Source organism: Paenibacillus sp. W2I17 (genome assembly GCF_030815985.1).
In the GTDB taxonomy this organism is placed as follows: Bacteria; Bacillota; Bacilli; order Paenibacillales; family Paenibacillaceae; genus Paenibacillus.
Window position 1 is genome coordinate 6,522,535 of the sequence record NZ_JAUSXM010000001.1, and the last position, 21,910, is coordinate 6,544,444.

At 46.3% G+C, this 21,910-nt stretch carries 17 protein-coding genes and 2 pseudogenes; 9 read left to right on the plus strand and 10 right to left on the minus strand.

The genetic code is table 11. The features are described 5' to 3' along the window. Positions 1-137: 137 nt before the first annotated feature. Both QF041_RS29030 and QF041_RS29035 read right to left on the minus strand, forming a co-directional pair. Complete coding sequence (locus QF041_RS29030) at positions 138-1,310, minus strand: aminotransferase class I/II-fold pyridoxal phosphate-dependent enzyme (protein WP_307416615.1); 1,173 nt, start codon at positions 1,308-1,310, stop codon at positions 138-140. A 94-nt stretch (positions 1,311-1,404) separates the two neighbouring features. Further along, positions 1,405-3,483 (minus strand): methyl-accepting chemotaxis protein, encoded by a 2,079-nt coding sequence (locus QF041_RS29035; protein WP_307416616.1) that lies wholly within the window; start codon positions 3,481-3,483, stop codon positions 1,405-1,407. Positions 3,484-3,738: 255 nt separating this feature from the next. On the opposite strand from QF041_RS29035, the gene QF041_RS29040 reads away from it, so the two are divergent. Beyond that, a complete protein-coding gene (locus tag QF041_RS29040) occupies positions 3,739-4,767 on the plus strand; it encodes a leucine-rich repeat domain-containing protein (RefSeq protein WP_307416617.1) in 1,029 nt (342 codons plus the stop codon). Between the two features lie 12 nt (positions 4,768-4,779). Here the strand turns inward: QF041_RS29040 and QF041_RS29045 are convergent, their stop codons facing one another. Together QF041_RS29045 and QF041_RS29050 are read right to left on the minus strand one after the other, a co-directional pair. Then, positions 4,780-5,499, minus strand: a complete 720-nt coding sequence (locus QF041_RS29045) for an SDR family oxidoreductase (protein ID WP_307416618.1) — start codon at positions 5,497-5,499, stop codon at positions 4,780-4,782. A gap of 110 nt (positions 5,500-5,609) precedes the next feature. Beyond that, positions 5,610-5,972, minus strand: coding sequence for a winged helix-turn-helix transcriptional regulator (locus QF041_RS29050; RefSeq protein WP_307416619.1), 363 nt, complete (start codon positions 5,970-5,972; stop codon positions 5,610-5,612). 204 nt (positions 5,973-6,176) lie between these two features. Here QF041_RS29050 and QF041_RS29055 point away from each other — a divergent pair, with 204 nt between their 5' ends. Then, on the plus strand, positions 6,177-6,713 hold the full coding sequence (locus QF041_RS29055; protein ID WP_307417079.1) for an NAD(P)H-dependent oxidoreductase: 537 nt from the start codon (positions 6,177-6,179) through the stop codon (positions 6,711-6,713). Between the two features lie 109 nt (positions 6,714-6,822). On the opposite strand, the pseudogene QF041_RS29065 reads toward QF041_RS29055, so the two are convergent. Together QF041_RS29065 and QF041_RS29070 are read right to left on the minus strand one after the other, a co-directional pair. Beyond that, positions 6,823-8,866 (minus strand): annotated as a pseudogene (locus QF041_RS29065) (beta-xylosidase family glycoside hydrolase). Positions 8,867-8,899: 33 nt separating this feature from the next. Continuing rightward, positions 8,900-10,831 (minus strand): carbohydrate-binding protein, encoded by a 1,932-nt coding sequence (locus tag QF041_RS29070; protein WP_307416622.1) that lies wholly within the window; start codon positions 10,829-10,831, stop codon positions 8,900-8,902. Between the two features lie 903 nt (positions 10,832-11,734). On the opposite strand from QF041_RS29070, the gene QF041_RS29075 reads away from it, so the two are divergent. Both QF041_RS29075 and QF041_RS29080 read left to right on the plus strand, forming a co-directional pair. Beyond that, positions 11,735-12,094 (plus strand): hypothetical protein, encoded by a 360-nt coding sequence (locus QF041_RS29075; protein ID WP_307416623.1) that lies wholly within the window; start codon positions 11,735-11,737, stop codon positions 12,092-12,094. 34 nt (positions 12,095-12,128) lie between these two features. Continuing rightward, positions 12,129-13,580, plus strand: a complete 1,452-nt coding sequence (locus tag QF041_RS29080) for an exosporium glycoprotein BclB-related protein (RefSeq protein WP_307416624.1) — start codon at positions 12,129-12,131, stop codon at positions 13,578-13,580. Between the two features lie 180 nt (positions 13,581-13,760). Here the strand turns inward: QF041_RS29080 and QF041_RS29085 are convergent, their stop codons facing one another. Together QF041_RS29085 and QF041_RS29090 are read right to left on the minus strand one after the other, a co-directional pair. Next, positions 13,761-15,722, minus strand: coding sequence for an AraC family transcriptional regulator (locus QF041_RS29085; protein WP_307416625.1), 1,962 nt, complete (start codon positions 15,720-15,722; stop codon positions 13,761-13,763). A 113-nt stretch (positions 15,723-15,835) separates the two neighbouring features. Further along, positions 15,836-16,189 (minus strand): DoxX family protein, encoded by a 354-nt coding sequence (locus QF041_RS29090; protein WP_307416627.1) that lies wholly within the window; start codon positions 16,187-16,189, stop codon positions 15,836-15,838. Between the two features lie 140 nt (positions 16,190-16,329). Here QF041_RS29090 and QF041_RS29095 point away from each other — a divergent pair, with 140 nt between their 5' ends. Together QF041_RS29095 and QF041_RS29100 are read left to right on the plus strand one after the other, a co-directional pair. Beyond that, positions 16,330-16,713, plus strand: coding sequence for a winged helix-turn-helix transcriptional regulator (locus QF041_RS29095; RefSeq protein ID WP_076254337.1), 384 nt, complete (start codon positions 16,330-16,332; stop codon positions 16,711-16,713). A gap of 24 nt (positions 16,714-16,737) precedes the next feature. Next, positions 16,738-17,775, plus strand: a complete 1,038-nt coding sequence (locus tag QF041_RS29100) for an NAD(P)/FAD-dependent oxidoreductase (protein ID WP_307416628.1) — start codon at positions 16,738-16,740, stop codon at positions 17,773-17,775. Positions 17,776-17,932: 157 nt separating this feature from the next. Here QF041_RS29100 and QF041_RS29105 read toward each other — a convergent pair whose 3' ends face one another. Both QF041_RS29105 and QF041_RS29110 read right to left on the minus strand, forming a co-directional pair. Beyond that, entirely contained in the window at positions 17,933-18,727 is a 795-nt protein-coding gene (locus QF041_RS29105) for an ankyrin repeat domain-containing protein (protein WP_307416629.1), read from the minus strand. A 73-nt stretch (positions 18,728-18,800) separates the two neighbouring features. Continuing rightward, positions 18,801-19,184 (minus strand): annotated as a pseudogene (locus QF041_RS29110) (protein kinase family protein); the annotation flags it as partial. A gap of 673 nt (positions 19,185-19,857) precedes the next feature. Between QF041_RS29110 and QF041_RS29115 the strand changes: the two are divergent. From QF041_RS29115 to QF041_RS29125, 3 genes are read left to right on the plus strand one after another with little or no spacing between them, the layout of a single operon-like run. Continuing rightward, positions 19,858-20,175, plus strand: coding sequence for a transposase (locus QF041_RS29115; protein ID WP_036673079.1), 318 nt, complete (start codon positions 19,858-19,860; stop codon positions 20,173-20,175). An 11-nt stretch (positions 20,176-20,186) separates the two neighbouring features. After that, positions 20,187-21,050 carry an IS3 family transposase gene (locus QF041_RS29120; RefSeq protein ID WP_307412643.1) on the plus strand — a complete coding sequence of 288 codons (864 nt, stop codon included), beginning with the start codon at positions 20,187-20,189 and terminating at the stop codon, positions 21,048-21,050. Positions 21,051-21,085: 35 nt separating this feature from the next. Further along, positions 21,086-21,868 carry a stalk domain-containing protein gene (locus tag QF041_RS29125; RefSeq protein WP_307416630.1) on the plus strand — a complete coding sequence of 261 codons (783 nt, stop codon included), beginning with the start codon at positions 21,086-21,088 and terminating at the stop codon, positions 21,866-21,868. Positions 21,869-21,910 lie beyond the last annotated feature (42 nt).

Genomic DNA, 21,910 nt, shown 5'->3' on the forward strand with positions numbered 1-21,910 from the left:
AATGTCTACTCCCGCACCAAATGACAAAATCCCCTCACGTCTACAAGAAGTAGAGACCACGTTATCAAACGTGAAACTCTTACTCCCTGTGGACCTTGAGGGGATTTTTGCTTGAGCACATTCGAATCGTACTCCCGTTAGCTGGATTTCAGAATCCCGCTGTCATCGACGGATTGTACCGCTTGTTGCAATATTTCATTATCCTGAACGAGGGCGAAGCGCACATACCCTTCACCTGAAGGACCGAAGGCACTGCCTGGGGTTGCGATGACCCCTGCATGTGTAACCAGATCCATGGCAAATTGCTCCGAGCTGTCGTAGTGCGCCGGAATCCGGCTCCAGACGAACATCGTTGCTTCAGGTTTGGCAATCGGCCAACCGAGATTGCTGAAGCCCTCACAGAGGATGTCTCTACGCTGTTCATAATTAGCTCTGACCCGTTCAACCTCGGATTGATCACCGGTAATGGCGGCAATTGCTGCTTTTTGGATCGGTAGGAACATCCCGTAATCCATATTGGATTTTAGCTTTTTCAGCATGGAGACCATGGTTGTATTGCCCACACAGAAGCCGATTCGAGCTCCTGCCAGTCCGTACGTTTTTGACAGGGAATTGAATTCCACACCGACGTCCATGGCACCAGGGAATGCGAGGAAGCTTCCACATGACTTTCCGTCAAATACGAGTTCACTGTACGCATTATCGTGGAGCACGATAATATCATACTTCTTGGCAAAGGCAATCAGGTCAAGATAGAACTGATCCGGTGCCATCGCAGTTGTTGGATTGTTGGGATAGGAGACCAGCATGAATTTTGCTCGATGAGCGATATCTTCCGGTATATCCTGAAGTTGAATAACATACCCGTTTTCTTCTTTTTGCGGCATATAATACAGTTCTGCACCTGCCAGTAACGGCCCATCTGCAAAGACGGGATAGCAGGGGTCAGGGACCAGCACCAGATCACCTTCATCGACAATGGAGAGGGATATATGTGCCAGCCCTTCCTGTGAACCGAGCAAGGAACAGATCTGTGTTGCCGGGTCTAACTCGACCTGATAGCGCTGCTTGTACCAATCGCTTGTAGCTTGCAGCAACTCACTCTGATCATTCACTGCATATATATAATTAGCCGGATCAGCTGCGGCCTCACATAGTGCAGTTATAATATGCTGAGCAGGTGGGATATTCGGCGTACCCACACTGAGATCAATAACCGGCAGTCCGTTCTCCAGTCTGCGGCGCTTAATCTCCAGCAACCGGGTGAAAATTCCTTCGTTGAAATGATCCATTCGTTTAGCAAAGTTCATGATGATGATTCAGCCTCCAATCCTCTTCGTACGCATATTCATTAATAATAAATGGACAGCGACTAAAAGAGAAGAGCAGGGGAAAGCTTGCGGATCATGACTTTACTTTAAACTGGCTTAGTTCGTCTTGCAGTTTGCCAGATAGCTGGTTCAACTGTTTCGACAGATTCGCTACCTGTTCGATACTATCCAGCTGATCCTGCGTGCTGGCGCTTACTTCTTCCGTCGATGCCGAGTTCTCCTCTGTGGTGGAGGAGATAATCTCCAGTGCCTGGAATATCTCATCTTTGTGTTTGTGTACATTGGCGGTATTAGTAGTAATCTGCATCATACGCTGCTGTAGATCTTTTAGGTCTTTGTTAATACTAAAGAATACATGTTTGGTATCTTCTACGGATTTGGCATTCTCCTCCGCAATCTTCATACCGCGCATGGTATGTTCAACCGAAAGGGTTGTTTTCTCTTCAATAACATTCACCTTTTTGTTGATTTCCTCTGTTGCCTGAGCCGTCTGTTCTGCAAGTTTGCGGACCTCTTCGGCAACGACGGCAAATCCTCTTCCATGTTCGCCAGCACGTGCAGCCTCAATGGAGGCATTCAGTGCGAGCAGGTTCGTCTGAGAGGCAATCTGTTTGACCGTATCCACAAAACTGGATATTTCATTCCGACTCAGGTCAATCTCCTGGATAATAGAGGACATTGCTTGGGTGGACTGATGGTTTTCCTCGGACCATTTCGATAATTGTTCCACGACCGCAAGTCCTTGGCTGCTCTGATCAGCAGATGTCTGCACGACCGTTCCCATAGCCTGCGCATCGGTAGCAATTTCATCAATTTGGCTGGATAAAGAGCCTGTTTTGCGTAAAATATTTTCCGTTTCGATGGACTGATAATTCGTTGCATTGGCAATTTCGTTGATGGCTGTTGATGTGTCATTCATGGTCACAGCTGTTCGAGAGGAGATGGCTTGCAGATCATTCGACGACTGGTTCAGGATTTGCGCCGAGCTGCCGACCATTTGCAGCATGACCTGAATTTTCTGCACCATGGAATTCAAGCCTGTAGCGATCTGTCCAATTTCATTATTAGATTTGATATCCAGTTGGACAGTCAGGTCACCTTGTTCAATCTGTTTAATCTTAGCCAGCAGCTGTGGTATGGAGCGTAACAGACGGCGAAGGGTAATGTAACAGATAATCACAAGTAGAAGGGTGGCTGCAGCAAAACCGCCAAGTGTAATCCACGTGAATGTTTTTAATTCCGCGAGAACTTCTTCTTCGGATATGGTCAGACCAACGGACCATCCCGTATCCTTGCTGGTAGCGTAGCCGATATAACGACGTTCCCCATTGTCGTTCATAAGTTGTACGCCGTTTTCCCCAGCAAGCATTTTCTTGCCAATGTCCCCCATGTCCCCTGTACTGTCCAGGATGTTCTCCTTCAATACCTTCTCTTGATCCGGATGGTACAGAATTTCCCCACTCTTGGACAGCAACATGGAATAGCCCGTGCTTCCAAGGGAATAACTCTCCATAATCGCCGGAATATCCTTAAATGCAATATCCGCTGCGGCAAAGCCGATCGTGTTGTTGTTGTTGTTGTCTTTGATCGGATAAAAGATACCCATAAGTACATCGCCTGCTGCAATATCAATGTACGGATCGGAGAAATAAAGTCCGTCTGCAGCGGTAACCGGCTTGTAGTATGGACGTGACTGGATATCAAAATCCGGTGCAGATACGACACCATCATTTTGAATCCAAAAGCCTTTTCCATCCAGACCCGCGACCCAGGCATCGGCAAACGAAGGCTCTGCCTTAACGATAGCGGCGAGTGTCGCCTGTGTTTCCGCAGCGTAGGTAGAACTTGCCGCATCCGCAGCAGATGCTGTTGTTTCTATGTATTGCTGAAATAATGTGTTGGTGGACATTTGCTTGACGAGTGCGCCCTTTTCCTTGAATAGTGCATCAAATTCACTAACAATGGCTTGTGTCTTGGTCTGGAGCATGGATTCCTGCTGCTTCACCAGAATGTTTCTTGTGCTTGCAAACATAAATGTTCCCAGCACGGCAAAGACAACTACGATAATGACCAGCAGCACAATGGACAACGTATTTGCCATACTGGATGTCCGTGCTCCCGTTTTCCCCCACTTGTTCAACATGTTCGACATATTCCATCTCCCCAGATGATTATTAAAAAGCTTAAAACGCCTAAGTTATATGTCGGTATGATCAATAGTTTTATGTAGATTTCTGTCGAATAATCCTGAAAGCAACGGAAAGGAAAGGCATGAGTATGAGAAGGATGAAAGGGGAGGGATGAAAAAGAAGAAGGAATGAAAAATCGGGGATCGGTGGTGGTTCATCCAGGCGATCTTGTTTATAATGGAATGAATTGGAACTATGTTTGAAAAGGGGGATTATCTGTGAGTGAGTTATGGCATGCATCAATACAGGGGGCTCCATGGAATGCCGAAAAGATGCACCAGGCGGTGCATCTGTTGCGCCGCAGAGCAACGGTTCATTTTCGCGTTGGCGCGGATACATACGAGGACCTTGCCGAGCTCGATGCCAAAGTATTCTTTGCCCGGTCCGATCTGATCCTACACATATCACATATGGACCCTAAAGGGGTATATTCATCCGGATTTCTGGGGCGAGTGGCACAGTTGAAACATGTGTCTGCCTTGCAGCTTGATCTTTCGCAAGCACAGGATTTGACGATTCTGGGTGCGATGGAGCAACTGCAGTTTCTAAGATTGAATTCACCTGCAAAGGCGACCGTGCTCGATTTTATTAAACACTACAAACGATTGACCTTTCTTGAACTGCGTGGCAAATTCAACGGATTTGCTTCCATTGCGGCATGCCTCCAACTGCATACGCTCATTCTGAACTGCACGGTCGAAAGTGTTGATGTGTTAGCGGAACTGCCCATGCTTCAGTATCTGTCTCTGGATCACTGTGAGTTAAAAGGGGGACTGGATGCATTGACACAGTCGACCATCTCAATGTTGAAGCTAAGCTCTGTTCGCAAACTGACGAGTATTCAGGGACTCGAACAGATGCGCGGGCTGGAATATCTGCATCTGTCCTTGCCCAAGCTGGAGCATTTATGCGACTTTTCCCATCTGACCTCTCTCAGACAGCTCGAACTGGACTATATGAAATCGTTGCGGGATACCACACATCTATGGACAGCCCGTGCTTTGGAGTCTATTGAACTGAAAGAGATTAATACGGCGCTCAAAGCGGATTCGTTTGCTGGACTAACCGGGCTGGAGCATTTGCGCCAAATCGATTTTCGTTTTATTGATGTTAATAAAGGACGGATTGCAGCTATGCGTGATCAACTGGACAAGGCCGGAAAATCCCATTTGTTATATGAAAATGTCCCTGAGCATGAACGCCTGAATTCTATAGGTATTGCGCACTTGTCGCATGTATTAATGTAAACGGGTTTCTATCTAGGTGTTCGTATCCGTTAAGGCGGGCATGTTGATCTCTTTCACGCAGGCCGCTTTGGACAAGCTGATGATACATCGAACGATGGCGACCATATCCTGCAGGGGAATGCGGGTCCCATCATACTCGGCCAGTGCACGTTCCATCCCGTCTTCATACGGGATTTCTGCGGCCAGTTCTCCCGGATTGATGCATGTCACCGCGATGCGGTCATTTCTCGTATGCTCTCTTAGAGCTTCCGTAATACCCCGTATGGCAAATTTGGAGGCGACAAAAGAAACCTGGCTGCTGCCTGCATTGCTCAAACCGGCTGTTGAACCGATCAGGATGATCTTCCCTGCTTCAGACTGGCGGAGTTGAGGCAGTAAAGCCTGTATACATACAATTGTAGAAGTCACATTCACATGGATCAGCTGACTGATATCTGCGGGTTCATCCTTATCAAACGTGTAGTGCTCTTCAAATCCTTCCTTTTCCCAGATCCCCACGTTATAAATGAGCACATCCAACGTCTCGCCTTGAAGTTGGCTGGCAACTTGCTCTGCGGCCTGAAGCTCGGAAAGATCAGCTTGAATCCATATTCGCTCGACGCCATCCTCCACGGACAGACTTTCCGGCTTGCTGCGGGAGACCACCCAGACCCTATCACCGGATTGTGGCACGCCTCTGACAAATGCATCGCCTAATCCCTTGCTTGCACCAAAGACAATTATATTTTTCAAATATAGCCCTCCTTATCGATTAGAAATTAATATTATTTACATTAATCTATATCTTACTATAAAGGTGATATATGGAACATGAAGTTTACATGAGGTATACTTCATCCGTATCAAGATTCGGGATTTTTGTTCTCCAACAATACGATATCTTCGCCCCGTTGTTGCCTGAGAGTAATATTGTCCCTCCCCCAAGCACACATGACATCCACGATGGTGTTGGCGGTAACGCCATATTCTGTAAGTCCGTATTCCACTTTGGGAGGCATCTGTTGGTAGACATGTCTGGTGACAAGGCCGTCCCGCTCCAGCTCGCGCAATTGTTGAATCAGTACTTTTTGCGAAATGCCCGGGATGCTACGCCCTAATTCGCCCGTTCTCTTGACCCCGGACATCAATAAACAGATGATCAAGGCTTTCCACTTGCCACCTATAATTTCAAGCGTCGCTTCAATGCCCAGATTGTATTGTTTCATCCTGATTCACCTCAAGTTAAATTTTACGTGTTATATAGGGTGTAACTATTTATTTTCTCACGGATCTGACATTGAAGTCCATACACACTTTGAGGTAACCATATTACTTCATTGTGTGTATTTTCTTTTGACTGGATGTGACTGATAATGGTCCATATTCAATTAAAGAAACCAACACCCTGGATGGGAAGAAAGGAACTTATGATGAAAACACTTGTTATTCTGGCACATCCCGATATCGAAAGTTCAAGAGTCAATCGTCGCTGGAAGGAGGAGTTGTTGCAGCATACAGATGATATTGTTCTTCACGAATTATATTCGGCCTACCCCGATTGGAAGATTGATGTTTCCCGAGAACAAGAGTTGTTGGAGACACATGATCATATGATGTTGCAGTTCCCGTTATATTGGTACAGTTACCCACCGCTGCTAAAAAAATGGTTTGATGACGTGTTCACTCATGGATGGGCGTACGGATCGAAAGGAAATCGATTGAAGGGAAAGCGGATGGGACTGGCGATGTCCATAGGGGATAAGCAGGAGAATTATGCGAAAGATGGTTCTATCGGTTATAGCGTAGAGGAACTTGTTGCACCTTTCGTAGCAAGCATGAATCATGTAGGGGTTCAGGCGCTGCCGCATTATGCAGTCTATGGTGCCTCGTTCCAGGCTACGGATGAAGAGATTAACCGAAGTGCTGAAGAATACATGCGCTATATAAAACAGTTCCGAGATTTTTGAGGATAAAAGGTGACTCTCTTCAAATGTACTGAAAAGGACCTGGCTCACACATGGTGAAGTCCAAGTCCTAATTAATAACCGAAAAATTAATAACCGAATAAAACCACATTTATTCTACGCGGAAATAATCAAAATCTGCATATCCTCCAGTAGACTTCGTTGCATAATAGAATAGTGCAAACCGGTATCCCATAAAGTGTGGCAGGGTGTAAGACATTTGAAGTGTATTGCCAATGGTTGTCCAGTTGCTGCCATTCAGGCTATAAGCAAAGTAGGCTTTGTCGGTTTGGTTCGTAAAATCACAGATGACGCGGAGATAGATTCTGTTCTGGTTTAATGGCACAGTTGCTACTTCGGTCATGGTGCCGGAACTGGCATTAGACATAACGATGGATTTGGTGCTGCCCGTCATTTTTACGCCGACAAAACCATATCTGGCCTGAAAAGCAGCGAGTCCAGCATAATCACCATCCTTCATGCCTACTGTATCCAAAGCGGTCATCCCTGTGCTTTTGGGACGTGTTGCGAGCTTCTAACAGGTTTTTGCTGATTTTGCCTGTGGTTAACCGCATGAAACCGGGCCGCTGGAGCAAGGACCAGTTGGCAGCATCAGGGTTATGATTCCACTGCCAGAAAGTAGCGAGACTGGATGTACCAGAAGATGAATTGTTCGTCAGGGAGACGTCATCTACATAAAACGCCATCAAATCATTGGTCGGGTCCGGATTCGAGTTATACGGTGTTTCCACAAAAATAAAGCTTTGGGACAGGTCTGCATTCGACGGAACGGTATACGTACCTTGAATGGTACCCCACTGTCCACGGGTTAACGTCGCACTGCCCATAATGGTAATTCCGGTATAACTTGCACCGTTCTGGATGCTAAGATTGAACGCTTTGGTTGCAGGACCAGTAGTGTATTTGATCTTTGCCGAAAAAGAGTAAGTTCCTCCGGGTACCAGCTTGCCTGTAACCATCTGTTTGGCTCCGCCTGCTGTCTGCTGTCTGCCGCTGACGAGCAGGCTTTTTGTACCGCTGAATGCTTCGGCATTTGTTACGGTGATGTTCGCCGTATTGTTGCTGGTCCACGGCTGAATGCTGCTTTGCTCAAAGCCGCCGTTCACTAACAGTTGCGTTACTGAGGGTGTGCCTGATGTGGTTGCATTGAACTCATCGGACCCGTGGATTTTGGCAGCAGGCTGACCTTCAACGGGCATATTCATGTTAAGGGGAACCTTGCCGTTCACCCCAAACACAGGCCAGTTATCCGACCACGTCACAGGAACGAGATAGGGGATGCGTCCAATGGCCCCGCTATCACGAAACAGCAAGCCGTACCAAGCGCCGGATGAGGTATCCACGATGCCTCCTTGGGCGATTCCCGAGTCTCTGAGTACAACTTTACCTGTGTATGGACCTGTCAATGTGTTTGCACGATAGGCAAGCTGAATGCGACCATCACCCGAAGGCCAGGCAATCAGGAATACATAGTACATGCCATTGATCTTCTGAATGTGTGCTCCTTCTGCCTTTACAATCATGTTGGAGCCGGCTACACTGCTCGCGTTTGGAATCAGGACCTGATTGAGCCCGCCGGATTTAACGGCCTTGGCATCAGGTGTCAGCTCAACGATACTGATGTTATCACTGCCATGAACAAGAAAGGTTCGATTCCCGTCAAACAAAAGGGAGGGGTCATGGTAATAACTGTTCAATGTGTAAGGTGTCCATGGCCCTGTTTCAATATTGCTGGTTTGGTAAATATACGTCTTGCCCGTGGAAAGTGAGCCAAAGGCCACGTAATATATACCGTTGTTGTACCGCAAGCTGCTCGCCCAGGAACCACGCCCATACTCGTTTTGTCCATTGTTCAGGTTCTGTATGTCCCCGTTCCCAAGCGTATCGTATACATAGTTTACGATGCTCCAGTTGACCAGATCATAAGACTTCATGACGGGTACTCCAGGATTCATATGCATCGTTGTGCTTGTCATATAAAATGCATTGCCCACCCGAATGACGTCACTGTCAGGAACATCCGCGTAAATAACCGGATTGCTGAACGTTGCGGCTGAAGCAGCAGGACTTGTCAAAGGGAATGATGTTATAAGCAAAGGAAGAGCGAGTAGAAGAGCACTGATTTTTTTCCACATATTCTATCCTCCCAATTGAACATGTCCTATGAATTAAAGCGAGTACTCCAGATAATCAATGTAAGCATCCCAAGTGCCATTATCCGTTGTTACGACCAGCTTTATTTCCTGATTGCCTGTAGCATGAGTGATGCCGGTGAGGGTTTGAACGGTCGGCTCCGTTCCCGTGAAGTAGAAAGAACCAGCGGTTACACCCCCGATGACCAGATCAACACGAGCTGTATTATTGTTGTTGTTGGAAGCGCCACGGACAGAGAATTGATGAGTTGGGAATGCAAAATATTGATTGTATGCTGCATAATCATTGTTCCCGTAAAGAGCGACTCCATTAAAAGGGGAACTGATCACACCAGCGTATTGGCCGCCAAGCGTCATATTCTCGGCTTCGTAACGGGTAACGTTTGGATTGGGATTAGGATTAGGATTGCCGCCCGAACCGGATGTGAATTGCCAGTAGTCCAGTTTGAACAGATTTCCATTGCCCGAGCCTGTAAACACCAGATACAAACGATGTATCCCTGTAGCGTTGGTAACATTGGTCTCCATCTCGCGCCAAGTTTGCGAACCGCCAGTTGAACTTACGTTAAGTGTTCCAACTAGTGGGCCTGTCGGACTGTCCAGTCGAACCTCGATGTTGCCATTTCCGGTAGAAGCGACATTGGCCTTGAACTTGGAGGCTCCAGCTGAGCCAAAATCAACATTGCCCACCGCGATCCAATCCCCGTTATGAATATTAGTGACATTCTGATTGGCTACAGGTCCACCACTCGCTTGACTCGGTTCAGTGTTAATTCCTGCTTGCCAGCCAATGGTTTCGGCTTCCACCCGGACATACGGGTTGAGGTTAGTGATCTGAGGTACACCTGTCATATTCCCCTGAACTTCCTGGATTGTTCCATCCGCATTATGTGTCAGTTTGTTGATATGTGTGGAACGGTATCCTTTGCCTTCACCGAGGAATGCTCGACTCACCGTTTGCGCATGGTACGCCACATACCATTCGTTGTTGAACTGGAACACGGCATGGTGGTTATTGCCGCCTACGCCGAAGAACGTGCCGGGATTTTTCAGAAAGTGTCCTTTATACGTGAAAGGCCCCATCGGGCTGTCGCTGACCATGTATCCGATCTCACCTTTTGGATAGGCAGTGGGATGTGTTCCCGCGAAGTTGATGCAGTAGGAGTAATAATATTTGCCGTTATACTTGTGGATGCCGGAATCTTCGAACATATAAGGAGAGTCAATAGTCACAGCACTGCCCACCACACTGGTCATGTCGGCACCGAGACGAATGACCCGAGCTGTTTTGGGATTGGCAATAGAAGCAGCGTTGGTATCGTTTGGAATGCCGCCTCCAGCATACAAATAAGCAGAGCCATCATCATCGACAAGTACAGCCGGATCAAAGAGCCAGGTTACGCCGGACATACCCGGTGTACTGTGAGTCAGGAGGGCACGACCAAGTGGATCGGACCAGGGTCCAATGGGGGAATCGGCCGTGAGCACACCAATACCTCCACCCGAGTTGGCAAAATACAGGAAAAACTTTTCTTTACCGGCAATGGTTTTCTTCGCCATGGCAGGAGCCCAGGACTGGGTAGCCCATTTGGCAATCCCTTGTCCATTATTGGCATTATTCGCACCCGCTACCGGGATGGAACCATGGTCTGTCCAGTTCACCATGTCAGCTGAGGAGATGACGTTAATTTTCCCGATCGTGCTGTACTGGTTCTCTCGGACAGAGCCGTCACTGTTGTACAGATATGCATCACCTGTCATGTAGACATAGACCCGATTGTTATGGACGAGCACATAAGGGTCTGCTCCCAGTTTATGATCGATGAGGGGATTAGAGTTTCCAGGAAGTTTGGCAACGGCTGAATTGGCTGCATGGCTCGATTCAACGGGCAGGATGACAAAGATTAGCAGACACGACAACAACAAAACTAGCGGTTTACGAATCATACGTTTCGCCTCCATGAGATTGGATTGGTTGGTTAGCTGAAATTCAGAATAACAGTGATGATGAAATGCCGAAAAACGAAGAGATTTCCCTCATGTCACCCCCTTCTTGAAATAATGGTTAGGTTGGCTGTTAGGTTAAGTCTTCATGTTGTTATATATGGTTTAAGCCAGACGACCTGTGCACCGGGTACGTGGTCACGGCAGCAAGGGGAGTGGCTATAACCCGAAGTAAGCCTGCATCTGTGGGTGCGATTAGAAAAGCTATAATCTGTCAGGTTTCTTTTTGTAATCGCTTTCAATAAAATGGATTAGAACACTGAAATTTGGCGAAGAAAGAGGTTTGGTCACATTTAAATGTAATTATTTTTCATATTTTCTTTTAAATGTTTATTAACTTGACGATATCATATCACAATTTTAAGATAATACAATCTTTTTCTATTTTTAGTAGAGGATGAAGAAGACCATTATTATTCTATGTGTTTAACATTGGGCTTGATGGTAAAATACTATCTCGTATTCTATAAAACTACACTTTCAAGCAAAGCTTTACCCGGCCAACAATTAGATACGAGAAAAAGACGTCTTAAGCTGCGACCGTTTCCCTGGAATCTACCGGGGGAACGGTCATTTCGTTTTTTTCTGGAATCGATTCTGGTCATATAACAAAATCTACTCTTACTTGCTGACCAACTTTGACATTGCATAATTTTTTCTCTTTGTTGTACATATCCCAGTTTTTGTATAGCTAAAGCCCTGAGCGTAAAAGGTTGTTAAGTGATAATGGTGGATTGCCCCCTGTGTTTTGTCCACACCGTTGGTTGAGTGTTTGAATATTACTATCTAGTGAGCTTATGCCAAATACTGCTAGAGTCAGAGGTTCATAAAAGGTGGGATGGGAAAATGGCTATTTTGTCAACTGGGCCGATTGAAAACAATCCGGTTTCCGGGGTTAGACCGACCCAACAGGTAACGATTAGATTGGTAAGTCGGGCTGAGGTGGATTCTGTAACAGTGTCCATTCAGGGTTATGTATTAAGCACAACAAGAACGCTGTATGTGAGTGAAGTAATCAATATTGCCCCTAATGAAGCAGTGACCAGAAATTATTTTGCAGATTTAGATGCTTTTGAGTTTGTTTTTGGAACAGATGTGGAAGGTGTGGAGGAAGTAGGGATTTCAGTGTGGGGCAAACAAGCGTCCGGACAATTGGTTGATGCACATCGTGTTGTAGAGCACGAAAAAACAGTCAAGAACAGCTAAAAGATAAAATCTACTCAAAAAAGGAGATGTAGCGATGAGTTTTTTATCAACAGGGCCGATTGAAAATAATGCTGTTAGCGGTGTAAGACCAACTCAGACAGTTACTGTCAGAATTGATAACCGCAGTAATGTCACAGCCTCAACCGTACAAATACAAGGGTATTACATGGAAAGTGGAATAAGAGTACTGTATGTCAGTGAGTCTTTTGACATCGCACCCAATCAAGTAATAACCAACAACTATTATGCTAATTTTGATGCCTTCGAGTTTACTTTTTCAACACCAGCGGTGGTTAATGATCCTGTTCAAGTATCCGTATGGGGTAAGAGCAGCACAGGCGCTTTGGTAACAGCCCATCGTTTGGTTTCTTCCGAATTGCTGGGTGAAATCCCAAGTATCACGGGAGTCACAGGTGCAACCGGGGCTACGGGAGCAACAGGCGCACAAGGTACAACGGGTGTAACCGGAGCAACAGGCACAGCAGGGACGACCGGAGTAACGGGAGCGACAGGCGCACCAGGTACAACGGGAGTAACCGGAGCAACAGGCACAGCAGGTACAACGGGTGTAACCGGAGCGACAGGCGCACCAGGTACAACAGGAGCAACCGGAGCAACCGGAGCAACAGGCACAGCAGGTACAACGGGGGTAACAGGAGCGACAGGCACAGCAGGTACAACCGGAGTAACGGGAGCAACAGGCGCGGCAGGGACAACGGGTGTAACAGGAGCGACAGGCGCACCAGGTACAACAGGAGCAACAGGAGAAACAGGCGCACCAGGTACAACGGGAGTAACGGGAGCAACAGGCACAGCAGGTACAACGGGTGTAACCGGAGCAACAGGCGCACCAGGTACAACGGGAGTAACGGGAGCAACGGGAGCAACAGGCACACCAGGTACAACGGGTGTAACCGGAGCGACAGGCACAGCTGGTACAACCGGGGCTACGGGTGCGACAGGTTCTGGAACAATTATTCCTTATGCATCAGGACTTCCAGTTGCGTTGACTACAGTTTTGGGTGGACTTTTGAATACTTCCAGTTTAGTTGGTTTTGGCAACAGTGCTACCGGAGTAAGTGTTAACGGAGGAATTATTGATCTCACAGGCGCTGCAGGCACATTGCTTAACTTTGCTTTCTCGGCATCGCGTGCAGGAACGATTACTTCACTGGCCGCTTATTTCAGCACGACAGCAGGACTTAGTCTGGTTGGATCTACAGTAACCATAACTGCACAATTATTCCGTTCCACTACACCTAATAACTCCTTTACGGCTGTACCGGGTGCATTGGTAACCTTAGCTCCTCCACTGACCGGCGTTTTGGCACTGGGCACAATATCCAGCGGAGTGACTACAGGACTGAGTATTCCGGTATCTGCTGGTGACCGCCTGCTTATGGTGTTCTCAGCATCAGTAACAGCCGGAATTGATGTGGCTACATCCATAGCCGGATATGCAAGCGGCGGCCTTACCATCACTTAACGGAAAATGGGCTATATAACAAGTTTAAAGACAGGGACCCTTGCCAACATGGTGAGAGGTCCCTGTTTATGTGTGTGCTTTTGTTTTCAAACTCTCTTCAAATGAAAGATAAGAACTATACAAAAACATAAAAAGGCGAGGATTGCTCCTCGCCTCGTACATACCGTGGTCTACTCAATTTCACTCCGTTTTGGTTAGGCTGTCTACCACAAATTTAAGTTGGGCTTCCAACGAAATTGGGTCACTAAACACGAAGCCACGGCTTTCCTCACGATAAACGTGATTATTCTGGACAGCAGGGAGGTTATCCCAGATAGGACCATCAAAAACGGAATCCCCACTCTCATCACCTGTCCATCCACTAATAAAGATATAATCTCCTGCATATTGTGGTAACAATTCAAGTGATAACTTGGCCCAACCTTTGCCGCTATCGATGGCTTCCTTCTGAATGATCGGCGGTGCCTTCAGGCCGAACTCGCCATAAATAATATCTCCACCTCTACCAAAGCTCCCGTAGGCATAAAATTCTTTGGCACTTCCCGTATCAAAAATCGAAACCGTGTGATTACCTACTGCTTGCTCCACGAGTGGTTTATATTCAGCGATTTTAGCGTCCCACTCTGCGATCCAGGCCTTCGCTTGCTCTTCTCTACCAGTCATCTTGCCAAAATCCATCAATTGCTGCCGCAGAGGTACTCCATATTCAACAGCGACGGTCGGTGCAATTTTGGACAGCTTTTCGATCGTTTCAGGGTCATTCCAAACGACAATTAAATCCGGCTGCAACTCCATGATTTTCTCGTAGGGTACATCGTTACCGATGTTGACAACGTCATCGAGCTTTCCTTCTGTATAACTGTTAAAGGACTCATCACCAGTTCCAACAGGCTTAAGGTCAAGAGCTAGCAAATGACCAGTAAAGGCTCCTGCAACCATTACGACCCTTTGAGGTTTTTTTGGGATTTGTACTTCACCGTTAACCGCAGAATAGGTTACCATCTCCGAGCTTCCGTTTGTGGTGTTACTGATATTACTCTCTGCACCTACAGTTGGACTTTGCGTACTGCCAGTGCTTCCATTCGTGTTTGCTGGCCTGGAACATGCGCTAACCAATAGAGTTAGGCACAACAGTAGGGTAATTCCTACAGGTAGTTTGCTTCTATACATCCGTAAATCTCCTTTTTCGCTATGTTGATAATGATTATCATCTCTGATATCAATATAACGACGGAGTTTACGCGGAGCAATGGATGATCGAAGCCTAAGGATAGGACGATAAGAACCTCTCGTCACTTGTCCGGACTCATCCTTGAATTGCTTTGGTGTCACTCCCGTATGCTTTTTAAACATTCTTATAAAATAGGATACATCAGCATATCCGACGCTTGCAGCGACTTCTTGCAGAGATAACTTGGTCTTTTGCAGCAGTGTTACTGCTTTGTTCATCCTAATACCGATTAAGTAATCGATTAGACTTGCGCCAGTTTCACGTCGGAAGTACTTGGACAGATAAGGGACGCTGTAATGGAATGTACGAGCGAGGGTTTCCCGCGTCAGCGGCTGGGCGTAGTGCTCCTGCATATAGCGAATAAGCTGAGAAGCAAGGTTAGGCCTAACAATGCTTACCTGCTGTTGATCCAGTTGTCTGAGCAATTCATATACAAATTGATAGAATAGTGTTTTGGTATGGAGTCGCTCCAAGCGTCCCGGTCTATTCCACTCGCCTAGCATTCGCTCAGTGATTTCGTAGAGGATGGCAGGATGGTATGGAATAAAACCGTACTGGAGGTGGAATGGCAATGGTTGATCCGGTTGTTGAAGTGTATGCTGATTGCCAGGCAGCGGTAAGGAGGCTTTATAGAGAATCAGGTAATAATGAAAGGATTCGTCCGTTGGGATGATTTCCAGACGGGTGTTTTTGCCCCCATGAAGCATATAAAATGGTTTGGTAGCATGCTCATTTCCGTCTAAGATCACGGTTGCATTGCCATTCGTTACGTACAAAAAGGCGCTGGCAGGGAACAGGTAAGGACGTACGCACTCGTCGGCCTGTATGACAATATGTCGTACATCCATGATTTTGAGCGATGCACAATTCCAGATGAGTATGTGTTCTTGTACATTCAAGGTTGCTTTCAATAGAGAGTTGTCTTCCTTCCATGAGCTGTTGAAGCCAGCCTTTTATGTGGTGAGGTTATTATATAATAATATTAGTGGCTTTTTGTCACTTTCCAAAACGTTCCCCGTTTCCTTTATAGTCTTCCAAAGGCTATGATCAATGCCAGAACTATAAAAAAGATATTCACGCCAAGCTCCCGGTACTCTTTACGCCGAATATGAAACAGCATTCCAAGCATTGTGACAACAGCCAAAGCGATTGCGGCGATCGGCGTAAGCACTGGAGTGATGTTCAGTGCCCAAGGCAAAACAAGGCCCAGCGCTCCGAGTAGCTCCGCGATACCGATCAAAATAACTAGACTTTTTGGCACATCATTGACCCAGGCCCAGGTCTTTTTTGACGACTCGATACGAATGGTTTTCATCCATCCTGAATATATGAAACCTAGCGCCAATATAAGTTGTACGATCCATAACGTTACACTCATCTTTTCTGATCCCCTCACTTGCTCGATTTTAATATCTGCCTCTATACTAAAGTGAGAAGGCCCAATCTGGAAGTAGGCACTTAAACCTAACCAGGTAACCAAAAGTATACCCGCGTATGGTCAGAAAGTGAGGAATAAGAATGACGGTATATTGCAAATTCGGAACGGCCTTGGATATCCTTACGGGTAAATGGAAATCTTTGATTCTTTTACGACTACTGAGCAACGGTACAATGCGGTTCAGCGAATTACAAAAAGCCATTCCAGATATTTCGAAAAAGATGCTGACCCAGCAGTTAAAAGAACTGGAGTATCACGATATTGTGCATCGGGAAGTATATGCCCAAATTCCGCCTAAGGTCGAATACTCGATTACGGAGTACGGACAGCTCATGAAACCTGTGCTCCAGACAATGAGCGACTGGGGAGCCGGCCATATGCAGCATATGGAGAAGCTGTACAGCGAAGAAGACGAAAAAGGAGCACACCCATCCGAACCTCGGAAAATCGATTCCTTGGGGTGATAGGGTGACAAGGGAGAGTTAGTTTTGAATAAACAAAAAATTGTGATCATTGGTGCAGGGATTGTTGGGGCGTGTATGGCCTATCACCTAGCCAAACGAAATCAAGATGTAACTGTTATTGAACGGCACTCATCCGCGGCGCGTGAAGTCACGGAAAAATCATTTGCCTGGATACATACGACGCATAGAGTGGCACCTGAATACTGGCATTTGTACGATGCAGCTGTGGAAGAATATCACATTCTTCAGCAAGAGTTGTCCGAACTGAAAATTCATTGGCATGGCGCGCTAACTTGGGACACTCCGCCTCTAAGGGAGCAACACTTTCAAAAATTAAACCGGGAGCAGCTTGAGGCATTGGAGCCCAATCTGAAGGATTATCCGGATGAAGCCATGTTTGTCAGCGAAGAAGGTGCGGTGGACCCTATAGCGGTAACGGAGCTGTTGTTGAGCAAAGCGCAAGAGTACGGAGCAAAGATTCAGTTCGACACCAACGTTACACAGCTGAAGCAAGAGGGTTCCCGTCTGGTTGGTGTTCATACATCCAAGGGTTTTGTGGAGTCGGATGTTGTGGTATTGGCCGCAGGAACAGGTACACCCGAACTTTGTAACCCGTTAGGTTGTCACGTGCCGGTAACTTCGTCACCTTCGATTCTGATTCGGATGAAAACTGCTAATAAACTGATACACACATTAATCTCCAATGCGCAATTTGAAGCGCGTCAACTGACAGATTATACGTTGCTGGCTGCGGAAGACTATATCGACGAGTCGGAGGCAAATGGACCACAGGCGGTCGGTAAGCGAGCTTACGACACATTGCGTCGCAGTCTCAAGCACGGAAATCAACTGGAACTGGAGAGCATAAAAGTTGGATGGAGACCCATGCCTGAAGACGGTTATCCGATTGTGGGCTTCCATGATCACATGAATGGACTTTATCTGACGCTAATGCATTCTGCAATTACGCTGGCGCCGCTGATTGCGAATCTGGCTGCAAGTGAAATTATTGATGGCAAATCAAGAAATGAATTAGCCCCTTGTCGCCTCTCACGGTTCTAGGGTCACTCCACAACGAAAAGGACATCGCTCAAGTGGCGATGTCCTTTTCGTTGTGTTATTTGTTGGAGTCTTCTACACTTCCCCAGTAGCCACCGGATTCTCCTCATAACTGTATTCGCAGCCACAGGCGATTGGCAATTCCATGCTAGCCATTCATCTACATGTGAATCTCGCTAGCGGATTTGGCACCTTGACTTTCAAGCCACGGGATCAGTTCAGCTGAAAAATTGCGTTTTGCTGTGTCCAGTGGAGTCATTCCATCCCAGCTGGCAATCCAGTTCAGTTCGGCGCCTTGGTCAAGCAGGCATTCGGCTGTTTCTCTTTGACCTCCATGGCAAGCACACCAGAAGGCAACGGTTACTGCATCGGGAGGAGAAGGGGAGGTGCTTGTTCCCCAAGGATAACGTCCCGGGAGTTGGGCCCCTTTAAAATGTTCTTGTATGGCGTGAATATCTCCAAGGGCGGCCGCATGCCAAAGGGCAAAGATCGCGCCGCGCTCAACCAAGCGCCGTGCTGCATCCCATTGTGCAAAAGCAATAGCATCGTCCAGCGGCGTGCCACCGGCGATCACCGCGCCAGGCGCTTCAAGGTCTGCGCCAGCATCAAGAAGGGCATCAAGCACTTGAACATCATTGGAGCTTGCAGCCCAATGCAAAGGTGTTTCAATATTTGGACCGACAAAAGGAGCGTTCACTTCCGCACCGAACTTGGTCAATACTTGCACGGTATCCGCTCCATTAGGGAAGTGCCCCGGCCAATCAGTCACCACGTGTAGCAGCGTTCGTGAGATACTAGAATCTGTATCTACGTTGTCAGGCTTTCTTTCCAATATTCCTATCTTTGCCAATCCCGGATTCTCTGCCAGCAGTTGCTCTAACGTTGGAATATCTCCAGTGTGAATGGCTTGAATAACGTTCACTGCAAGTTTTTCATCTTCGTGAATAAACTCCATGCTCAAATCTCCTTTCAGGGTTGTCTCCATATTCATGTTTATAGTCTTATCACAGTTTGATTGAGCGGGATAATTAAATTTTTTGGGTAAGCATCTGAATTGCACATCTGGCATGATACTCCGCGAGGCCTCTTGCGAATTGCTGATCGGGGAATTGTCTATGAAGCAGTTTCAGTCCTCCTGATATCAAGGACAAATGATGGCAAAATCGATAAAATGTCATCCGCTCCGGGTCGAGATCGTTATTTTTTAAGTAATGATAAAAGTCTCCAAATCGAAACTCCAGAAAGCTATGCTCATGTTCGAGATCGAAGAATCCTGCGCCCTCAATATCAATAAGGCATGGTTGCATAGCATGATCTATCCATATATGATCCGGACCTAACTCTCCATGAATGAAACTATAGAGATCTCTGGGTTGAATGGCTGCTTCCAATTCGTAAAGTTTCTCAAGCAGCCTTTCGTCATTATTCCTTATATCTGTCATGGCACCAAATACTTTGTGCACATAATCTTGTAATTCCTCACGAGTAAGATGGTTGTTGGACATCATCGACTTATGCTCCGTTTCAACTGTATTTTGCCGGCCAGCAACCTAAATATATAGAACATTTTCCCAAAAATATAGACTGTTTCTTTTTGATCTGTTAAAGTGTTGATTAAGGTCTGTATATTCATATGTACATCAAAGCAAGGGGTTGGGTACTCACGTTAGTGGGTGATCTGGCCCCTATTTTGCATGCAAGTTGACTCTCTGTTGACTAATATATGACCAATGATTTTAAGGAGCTGGGAAGCCATCTTACATTTCAATGAACATCGTTTATTATGGAACAAGGCATCTATTAAAATGATGGATATTCGCCATATAACTATGCCAAGGCAGGAGGGACTTCACTCCTATCAATTCCCCCTCGTTTCAAGCGTTAACGAATCTAGCGCATCTTAAATGGTGGATTATGAAAGACTACAAGGTTTAACGAACCTCAGTAACGCTATTCCGTCATAAAACGGTGTCAACACCTTAAAAATGGACCAATTTGACGAAATAACGTCTCTGGTGGAGCTAGAATAAAAAGTGGACACCCGTTAACGGACGGAAGGATAATAAGACTAACGGAGGTGTCCACATGGGAGAACAGCGGCAACGATATAACGAAGAATTCAAGAAACAAACGGTCAAATTCATTCAAGAGCAGACGAAGACACTTGGAGATTTGGCAGAAGAACTCAACATTCCAAAAAGTACGTTGCACCAATGGATGAGTAAGTACCGCGAACTAAAACATGAGCCTGTTGCCAGTGTAGATCGAGTGAAGGAACTGGAAGCAGAGCTTCAAGAGATGCGCCGGTTGCTTCAAGAGAAAGAGCACACGCTTGCGGATACACAAGAAGAACTGGCGATTGTAAAAAAAGCAGTGCACATCTTCAGCAAACCAAAGAGCTAAGATTTCAGTTTGTGGAAGATCATCGCTCCGAGTTTTCTTTGGAGAAGATGTGCAGAACCTTTCAAGTATCACGGAGCGGATATTACAGATGGCGAATGGACCGAACCAGCAAGCGGCAGAACCGCAAAGACGAGGTCATGAAGCGTATTCGGTATCATTTTTACGACCACCAGATGCGGTGTGGAAGCCCTAAAATTACGTATCTGCTCCATTTAGAAGGGTTGCGAATCTCTTCCCGTACCGTCAGTATATACATGCGTCAAATGAATCTACGTTCTGTGGTCATGCCCAAATATCGCGTTCAGACGACGGATTCCAAACACGACCATCCCCTTGCGCCAAATACGCTGAATCAGCAATTTAAAACGTCCAAACCGAATACGGTATGGGTTACCGACATCACCTACATTCCTTGCCGAGGAGGTCGTCTATATCTGGCCAGCGTTCTGGATTTGTGCACACGTGAAATTGTAGGCTGGCGTCTATATAACCATATGGAAACCAGTTTGGTGATGGGTGCACTGGAGGAAGCTTACAAGGCCAAACGCCCCGCTCCGGGATTACTCCATCACTCGGATCGCGGCTCTCAATACACGTCAAAAGAATACGTGGAGCAACTAAAATCATACGGAATGGAATCAAGCATGAGCCGCCGAGGAAACTGTTATGATAACGCCTGTATTGAGTCGTGGCACAGTATTTTAAAGAAGGAACTCATTTACTGCAACCCTCGTTTTAAGACACCGGAAGAGGCTTATACTGCCATCTACCAGTACATTGAGTTCTATTACAACCGCAAGCGAATGCATGGCGCGCTAGGGTATCTTTCCCCTGCTCGTTTTGCGATGAAATTTACGGACAAATCCGCAGCGTAGTGTCTACTTTTTTGACATAGGTCCATATTAATGAGTTGGGTGTTGGTGCAACTATTTATTATCCGATTCAAGTTAAAGGCGGGCTATTCTATACTGGAGATCCACACTTTGCTCAAGGAGATGGAGAAGTAGCGTTAACTGCATTGGAAGCTTCCTTAAGGGGGACAGTTCGGTTAACGGTGTTAAAGAAAGGTGATCCATCACTACCACATCGTGGAGAATTCACGCAACCCTTTGCTGAAACAGAGGATTATTGGATTCCAATTGGACTGGACCCTGATTTGGATGAAGCAATGAAAGAATCAGTACGTGAATCGATTCAATTCTTATCTGATAAGCTTGATATGGATAGAAGTGTAGCTTATGCTTACCTATCGGCCGCAACGGACTATGAAGTATCTCAGGTCGTAGACCGAACTAAAGGGGTTCATGGACTCATTCGAAAAACCGATTTCCTTGAATATGTTGACGTTGCAATGAACGTAGGTGGTACGTTAATCAAACCGGTTGTTCATAACAATGAGTTCTACGTACCGATTCGAACAATTTCCGAGCTATTGGGCGGTACAGTAGTGTGGGATAATAAGACGCGTACAACGCAAATCAAATTAGGTACGAAAAATATAAGTGCTCAAATTGGTTCAGATGTTTATTCAATTAACGATAAACTAGTGTTCAATAGTAACGTACCAAAGCTTTTAAATGGCGAAACCGTAGTTCCGGTTTCTGTTATTAATGAAATACTAGGTGCTTATGTAAACTGGACGACGATCGACAAGATGTTAACAGCAAATGTATCGTTAAGTAAAAAGCAATAATAGATTTCATTATTCAACCGTGGTGGACAGATGTCCATCACG